The following is a 6,758-nucleotide window of genomic DNA, read 5'->3' on the forward strand; positions in this document are numbered from 1 at the left end:
CTGTGTGAATGCAAGTGACTTTAATGTTAATATATAATTTTTTGGGCTTTATAGGTTAATTTTCTCAAAAAATACGGAGAAATTAGCCCATTTCAGGACCCCCACACCCCACATTCCACACTGGAATCGCGTTAGGGATAGTCACCCGTAAGGGCCGAGACTACAGGCTCGGCGAGCGAAGCGAGTATAGCCCGACCCGGCCCCTTCGACGCTGGGAGATCCCCACCTTGGTGGCCATGCGCACTAAGCACTAAAGTGCTAAGTGCTGTCCGCCCGTCTTCGCGGGGATGACAAGTTGGGGCCGGGGAACGCCCAAAAGGTCGTTATGCGTTATTTTCACTATGCGTTTCGCGCATACTGAGCATGAAAATTTGGTATTTTGCGGGCTAAACGCATTTATTTATATTAAAGGCGTAGATAAAAAAGGAACAAACCATGAAACTAGGGACGATTATGACGATGCTTGGTATGGGTGCGGTGCTTGCCGCATGTGATTGCTGCCCGCAGGGCGAGGTAAAGGCGCTTTCGCAGGACAAGGAACTGCGTGCCGTGATGGACAACTTCACGCAGAACGAGGTTCCGGCGGCGACTCCGCTTGTGGAAAAGCGCGAGGTGGAGTTGATTCGCCTGGTGTCGCTTGTGACGCAGCAGTCGGGCGCTCTTTTGCAAGAAGAAGTGGGGACGGCGCTTGCGCAGGGGCTTGCTCCCGAAGAGATTCTCGAGGCGATTTACCAGTGCGCCCCTTACACCGGGTTCCCGCGGACGGTGGATGCGGTTGAAATTGCCCGCAGCGTGTTCAAGGCGAAGAACGTGAAGGTGGACGAAAACCGTGGGACGGTGACGGCGCAGTCCCGCCTGGAGGCGGGTGCCGACGCGCAGGGGACGCTGTTCGGCCAGACTTTCCGCGACATGGCGAAGAACGGCAAGAGCGGTATGCCCACCATCAACTACTTCCTTGCGAGCAACTGCTTTGGCGATTACTACACCCGCAAGGGGCTTGACCTGAATACCCGCGAACTTTTGACGATGGCGATTCTCGTGAACCTGGGAACGGAGCCGCAGCTCAAGGCGCATATCGGCGCGAACCTGAAGATTCGCACGGCCGAATACGTGGAACAGGCGATTTACAACTGCTTGCCGTATTGTGGTTACCCGCGCACGCTGAACGCGTTGCGATTGCTCAAGGAAGCGGTGGCTGAGGCGGCAAGCCAACAAGGCCCTTCGGCAAGCTCAGGGACCTTGAACGCGGCTGGTGCTGTAAACGTGGCGGACGCAAAAACCATGCCGGGAAAGGACTGGAGTGTGTTCCCGGTGGGCAAGCCGAATGACGCCTACGCCAAGTATTTCGTGGGCAAGAGCTATCTCGATATGATCAGCAAGGAACAGGTTGGTGTCGGGAACGTGACTTTTGAACCGGCGTGCCGCAACAACTGGCACATCCATCATGCAAAGAAGGGCGGTGGCCAGATTCTCATTGCGACGGCAGGTCGCGGCTACTATCAGGAATGGGGCAAGCCGGCGGTGGAACTGAAGCCCGGCGACGTGGTGAACATTCCGGCTGGCGTCAAGCATTGGCACGGGGCGGCTCCGGATTCCTGGTTCCAGCATTTGGCAATCGAAGTTCCCAGCGAAGGCGGAAGCAACGAATGGCTTGAGCCCGTGAGCGACGAAGACTACGGGAAGTTGAAATAAAATCGGGCCTAATGACGCGAATGGTTTTGCTCATGAATACGTTTAGGTTGTTGGCTTGTGCAATTTTGTGGTTCTCGGCGGTGCCGCTTGCGGCGGCACCTGCGCCCGATGGCTTCGTGCTTATCAAGGGTGGAACTTGAACTCGTGAAGCCCTATTCCGACGACTACAACACCGTCTTGAAGCAGGCGCAGAACGACCAGCACAAACAGGCGCGCCCCGCCCTCAAGAAAAAGCCCGACGCAAAGAAGTGGGCCGACTACGAAACTCGCGCCCAACGCAAAAATCGGCGAAGGCCTTTCGGTGCATTACTCCGGCGGTTCAAGCCTCTCAAAAGATGTGGCCAAGTGGCTCGAGAAAAACGGCGTGAAGACGAAATAATGTATATTCCTTGATATGCCTATTTCCGCAAAAATCCGTATGCCGCTTGACATCGTGATGACGGTCGCGACGCTTGTGCTGATGGGCGGCAATTATTTTTTTGAATCGACTGCCGTTCACGAGATTCTGGGCGTGGTGCTGCTCGCTTTGTGGGCGGTGCACATCACGCTGAACCGGCGCTTTTTTCTTTCGTTGTTCAAGGGACGCTACAATGCATTCCGCATTTTGCAGGCGGTCGTGAATTGCGGGATCCTTTTGTGCGCATTTTTCCTGATGGTGAGCGGCATCATGCTTTCGAACCACGTGTTCGCCTGGCTCGGGATTGAATCGGGCGCAAATTTTGCCCGCACGGCGCATCTGCTTGCAAGTCACTGGTATTACGTGTTCATGTCGCTCCACATCGGGCTGCATGTGAGCCTGATTGCAAACCGCTTGGGGCTTGCGGGCGCTTTCAAGTCAAAGGCGGCGCTTGTCGCAACTCGCATGGTTGCCGCTCTCGTGGTGGGTTACGGAATTTACGCCTTCGCCATTCGCGGGCTTTGGAAATACATGTTCCTGCAGCAGCCGTTTTTCTTCTTTGACGCGGAACGCGGCTACGCCCTCTTTTTCGTGGACTACATCGCCATCGTCGTGCTGTTTGCCGTCGTGGTGCATCTTTTTAATGCAATAATTTCAACCCGACAATCCCGGATAAGATAAGCAAAACGCAAATGGCTTTCGGGATAGAGAAATGCTCCTGAAATAGATAAACGCCCAGGGCGCGGTTCAAATTATGGAACAAAGATAGTTATTCCGCCAAAAAAATTCTATCTTATTCAGCGATGAGGTCCGTAAAAGAAAATATTTCTTCGATGATTGCGGTCGCGTTGTTCGCGATTCTTGCTGCCGTTGTCGAAGGTTCTTTTGTTTACGATTACGGAACCGAAATAGGGCGGGCTTCGGAATATGGCAAGGTCTCCGCCGACAATGTGCATGCCGAAAGTCCGCTGTTCCTGTTGCGGGAATCGACTGCCGAGGCCATGCAGTTTACACGCAGGTCGGGCCAGCAGGTGTCCTTGCGTGCATCGCGCGGCAACGGCCTTCAAGGGGACGGCGGACGCAGTTCGGCAACGTTCAAGCAGACTACTCCATTTCCGACTAAGATCGCGCGGCCAACTGTTTGCGCCCAATGCGGCTTCCCCTTGCCGCTAGTTTATCAGAAATCAAAAGAGTATTACGTTTATACGTTAGAACGAATGCTCTGTTAGCAAGTTCTTTCTCCAAGCCTTAAACACTAGTAAATGGCCGCGGCCCTTACCGGGTGCGCGACATCATTCATTTTAAAAAAGAGAAAGAACATGGAAAACATTTCCAAGATGGAGATGGCTAACGCCCTCTTCAACAAGCCCTATATCAAGACCGAAAAGAAGTTTTTCGGTTTCAAAACCAATGTCACCTACACTAGGACGAATTCGCCCGTTGTGGGAATATGCCTGGACTACAGCCCTACGGAGGGCCAAAAGGTCAAGGAAATTGTCGAGGCTTCTCCAAGCGCCCTGGACGCGGTCGTTCAAAAAAATGGCCATCCGAAAACAGGCGACAACGGGAACTTCCGCCTGAATCTCTGCTATTCGCAGGACCGCGAATTTGCGGCACTGCACCTGCAGCAGTTCTCGGGATTCGAGTACCATACCGTAGGTGAAATCCGTTTTGCCGAAGGCGACGAGGCGCATAAACTTCTCGCCGTTTTCGTGAAATAAACGGACGTATCGTCAAAAAGGCTCCCTCGGAAAAACGAGGGGGCCTCGTTGCAGCACCCGCCCCGGCCCCCCTTCGACAGGCTCAGGGACCGGGCCGGGGAACGCCCAAGGAAGGGCTAAATTTCAAAAATTATTTAGTAGGAAAATTATTTTTCTGCTGGATAATTTTCGTAACATCCGTTTTTGTAATTGGTTTGGCTCGATGAGCCGGGGAACGCCCATGGAAGCGCCTGGCCGCCAAGAGTCCTGCTTCAAAGAGCAGATACGTCGGTGCGCCCAGAAGTAGTTGGCTTATTATGTCGGGTGGAGTAAGGAGTGCGGCGAACAACAGGATTGCCACCACCACGTAGGGGCGCTTGCTGCAGACGGTCTCGTAATTCACGATGCCCGCACGGATAAGCGCGTAGGTCACTAGCGGGAATTGGAACATGCATCCGAACGCGAGCGAAAGCCAGAGTGCGAGTGTTACCAGGTTAGAGACTCCGAATACGGGTTGCAATGTCGTGCTTGCAAAGCTCATGCCGAACTGCACAATCAGCGGGAAGCAGACGACAAGGCAGAAGGCGACGCCCGCGATAAAGAGCCCGCTGGTCATGGCCACGATGGAACGGATGAAGCGCTTTTCGTTGTCGTATAGAGCAGGAAGCACGAACTGCCACATGTTCCAGGCGATGTAGGGCGAAAACAGCACGCAGTCCAGGAGAGCGGAAATCTTGAGCTGCAGCAGGAACACTTCCATCGGGGAAAAGTAATGGAGCGTGACTCCGCCCTGCAGGGCAATTTGTTCACAGAACCAGTCCAGAACGTAGGGCGAAACAAGGAACAGGGGCACGATGCCGATGGCAAGGGCGACAATAGAACGCAAAAGCGCCCGTCGGAGCGCTTCCAAATGCGAAATCAGCGTAGCCTCTTGATCCTGTTTGGAGGACATTAGCCTTTCTTTTCTTCTTCGGTTGCTGAGCGTGCCGAAGCATCGGCGGCTTTTTCTACCGTCTTCTGCAGGTCTTCAGCTTCTTCCTTCAGGGCGTCTTTCGCCTTCTTGTACTCGTTCTGGGCCTTGCCCAGGGAACGTGCAAGTTCAGGAATGCGCTTTGCCCCGAACAAAAGGAGCACCACGACCACAATCAGGATTATTTCTGGAATTCCAAGGGACATATTTTACCTGCCTTTTCCTAGAAATATAACATAATCCGCGACGGTGACGAGAATTTATCTACGGTGCCGTCGCGAACTAGGCTACAGTTCGATAATCCTGTATTTGCGGTTACCCATCTTCAGCTTTTCCATGGCGGGCAGCTGGTGAAGGCCCTCGCGGGTCTCGATGCGTTCCTTGAGGTCATGAAGTTCCTTGGGCGGGAGCTTGTAGACCATGTCAACGCTGGCCTGGTCCACAGCCACGATGTCTGTGGAGGCGAGAATGCCGATGTCGCGGCACTTGGGTTCTGCTGCAGAAAGCCCTGCACAGTCGCAGTCCACGGACATGCGGCGCAGTACGTTGATAAAGCAGATGTGACCCTTGAAAAAGTCGCAGGTTGCTTTTGCGGAATCGGCCATGGTTTCCATGAACAGGGCTCCGCTGGTTTTCCAGCCTGCCGTGCCGCCCGCTTCCATCTTGGTGGGGCCGCCCTTCACGTATTCGTGAATCATCTTCTTGCCCAGGCGTCCGCCCGCGCAACCGATGGCGATGTTCTTCATGGAACCGCCGAAACCGCCCATGGCGTGGCCCTTGAAGTGCGTCAGCACGATCATGGAATCGTAATTCTTGATGTGTGCGCCCATGGACATTTCCTTGAAAATGAGGCCGTCCTTTACGGGGAGCATCACTTCGCCGTCTTCGTCCATGATATCCACGTCACAGAAGGTCCAGCCGTTCACCTTGAGGGTTTCGCGGTGCTGTTCGGTAGTGTAGCGGTCGCCTTCGTACCAGGTGTTGGTCTCCACAATTTTGGAGTTGGGCACTTGTGCCTGGAATTCCTTGACCCATTCGCGAGGCAGAATATTGGGGCCGTTCTTTTCGCCGGTGTGGAGCTTGATGGCAACGCGTCCGGTGATGCCCTCGTTGATTTTCTTGTACAACTTGATGAGGCCTGCTGCACTCAGGTCCTTGGTGAAATAGACGTTGGAAACGTCCTTTCCGGGTTCCTTCTGTTCCATGGATTTCCCTTTCGCGAAAGCGGGTGTGAATACGGCGGAAGCCAGAGCTGCTGCGCCTGCGGTTTTTAAAAAGTCTCTTCTGTCCATATTTGTAGTGGCTCGTGGTTAGTGGTTGGTGTGGACCTCGGCCTTGGCGAGGGATTGGGCCTTGTACTTGCGTGCGATAATCATCACCGCCCATACGGACGTGATAAATGCCGACATGGCAACACCCACCGTGGACATTTCCCGCACCATCTCGGAAACACCTTCGGGGCTTGTGGCGGCGGTAAAGAAGGGATAGCTCCACATGAGTTCTCCGTTCATGACATGGTCGATAATTAGGACGCCTGTTACGAGCCAGAGCATACGGGCAAGCAGGCGCAGGCTTTTATAGAAGGGCTGCGGAGCGCCAGAAACCGCGGCTTCAAGGTTCCTGGATTCACTTTTGGACTTGTCGGTCTGTTGCAACACAAGGGTTGCGATGGTGGTGACGACCGCTTCGGCCATGGGCACGACAAAACAGCACATAAAATCTCCTTTTGAATAAGTTTCTACAAGAAATATAATACTTAGAGTCTACTCTAGGTGCCGGTTCCTTGTGAAAAAAATTGAAAAATTTTGTTTAGAGTTGGCTCTAACTCTATCATTTGGGCGAAAATATTTATATTTTGTAAATATGAGTTACTCCATAGGTGATGTCGTCAAGAAGACTGGGCTTTCGGCCCATACCCTGCGTTACTACGAAAAAGAGGGCCTGCTTCCCTTTGTCAAGAAGAATGCCTCGGGTGTGCGGGCCTACAGCGACGAAGACC

The 6,758-nt window shown here is 53.5% G+C and carries 9 protein-coding genes; 5 read left to right on the top strand and 4 right to left on the bottom strand.

The features are described from left to right. Nucleotides 1-435: 435 nt before the first annotated feature. From B3M32_RS00870 to B3M32_RS00885, 4 genes are all read left to right on the top strand, one after another. Nucleotides 436-1,692, top strand: a complete 1,257-nt coding sequence (locus B3M32_RS00870) for a carboxymuconolactone decarboxylase family protein (RefSeq protein ID WP_290742482.1) — start codon at nt 436-438, stop codon at nt 1,690-1,692. Between the two features lie 394 nt (nt 1,693-2,086). Beyond that, nucleotides 2,087-2,770, top strand: a complete 684-nt coding sequence (locus B3M32_RS00875) for a DUF4405 domain-containing protein (RefSeq protein ID WP_290742485.1) — start codon at nt 2,087-2,089, stop codon at nt 2,768-2,770. A gap of 122 nt (nt 2,771-2,892) precedes the next feature. Continuing rightward, nucleotides 2,893-3,318: a hypothetical protein gene (locus B3M32_RS00880; protein WP_290742488.1), complete on the top strand. Its 426-nt coding sequence runs from the start codon at nt 2,893-2,895 to the stop codon at nt 3,316-3,318. Between the two features lie 90 nt (nt 3,319-3,408). Continuing rightward, complete coding sequence (locus B3M32_RS00885) at nt 3,409-3,810, top strand: hypothetical protein (protein WP_072813126.1); 402 nt, start codon at nt 3,409-3,411, stop codon at nt 3,808-3,810. Between the two features lie 130 nt (nt 3,811-3,940). Here B3M32_RS00885 and tatC read toward each other — a convergent pair whose 3' ends face one another. The 4 genes from tatC to B3M32_RS00905 form a co-directional block, all read right to left on the bottom strand. After that, on the bottom strand, nt 3,941-4,741 hold the full coding sequence (gene tatC, locus B3M32_RS00890; protein ID WP_290742493.1) for a twin-arginine translocase subunit TatC: 801 nt from the start codon (nt 4,739-4,741) through the stop codon (nt 3,941-3,943). Beyond that, on the bottom strand, nt 4,741-4,965 hold the full coding sequence (locus tag B3M32_RS00895) for a Sec-independent protein translocase subunit TatA/TatB (protein WP_290727009.1): 225 nt from the start codon (nt 4,963-4,965) through the stop codon (nt 4,741-4,743). Before B3M32_RS00895 ends, tatC begins: the two co-directional genes overlap by 1 nt. An 81-nt stretch (nt 4,966-5,046) precedes the next feature. Beyond that, a complete protein-coding gene (locus B3M32_RS00900; protein WP_072980835.1) occupies nt 5,047-6,051 on the bottom strand; it encodes a DUF362 domain-containing protein in 1,005 nt (334 codons plus the stop codon). An 18-nt stretch (nt 6,052-6,069) separates the two neighbouring features. Continuing rightward, on the bottom strand, nt 6,070-6,474 hold the full coding sequence (locus tag B3M32_RS00905) for a hypothetical protein (RefSeq protein WP_139259032.1): 405 nt from the start codon (nt 6,472-6,474) through the stop codon (nt 6,070-6,072). Between the two features lie 148 nt (nt 6,475-6,622). Here B3M32_RS00905 and B3M32_RS00910 point away from each other — a divergent pair. Continuing rightward, nucleotides 6,623-6,758, top strand: a 136-nt coding sequence (locus B3M32_RS00910) for a MerR family DNA-binding transcriptional regulator (protein ID WP_290742498.1), incomplete at its 3' end; no start/stop codon positions are given.

Source organism: Fibrobacter sp. UBA4309, assembly GCF_002395745.1.
Classification (GTDB): Bacteria; Fibrobacterota; Fibrobacteria; order Fibrobacterales; family Fibrobacteraceae; genus Fibrobacter.

Bases quoted from the DNA above. Each gene is read 5' to 3' on its own strand.
- B3M32_RS00870 (WP_290742482.1), top strand. From the start codon at position 436: ATGAAACTAGGGACGATTATGACGATGCTTGGTATGGGTGCGGTGCTT.
- B3M32_RS00875 (WP_290742485.1), top strand. From the start codon at position 2,087: ATGCCTATTTCCGCAAAAATCCGTATGCCGCTTGACATCGTGATGACG.
- B3M32_RS00880 (WP_290742488.1), top strand. From the start codon at position 2,893: ATGAGGTCCGTAAAAGAAAATATTTCTTCGATGATTGCGGTCGCGTTG.
- B3M32_RS00885 (WP_072813126.1), top strand. From the start codon at position 3,409: ATGGAAAACATTTCCAAGATGGAGATGGCTAACGCCCTCTTCAACAAG.
- tatC (WP_290742493.1), bottom strand. From the start codon at position 4,741: ATGTCCTCCAAACAGGATCAAGAGGCTACGCTGATTTCGCATTTGGAA.
- B3M32_RS00895 (WP_290727009.1), bottom strand. From the start codon at position 4,965: ATGTCCCTTGGAATTCCAGAAATAATCCTGATTGTGGTCGTGGTGCTC.
- B3M32_RS00900 (WP_072980835.1), bottom strand. From the start codon at position 6,051: ATGGACAGAAGAGACTTTTTAAAAACCGCAGGCGCAGCAGCTCTGGCT.
- B3M32_RS00905 (WP_139259032.1), bottom strand. From the start codon at position 6,474: ATGTGCTGTTTTGTCGTGCCCATGGCCGAAGCGGTCGTCACCACCATC.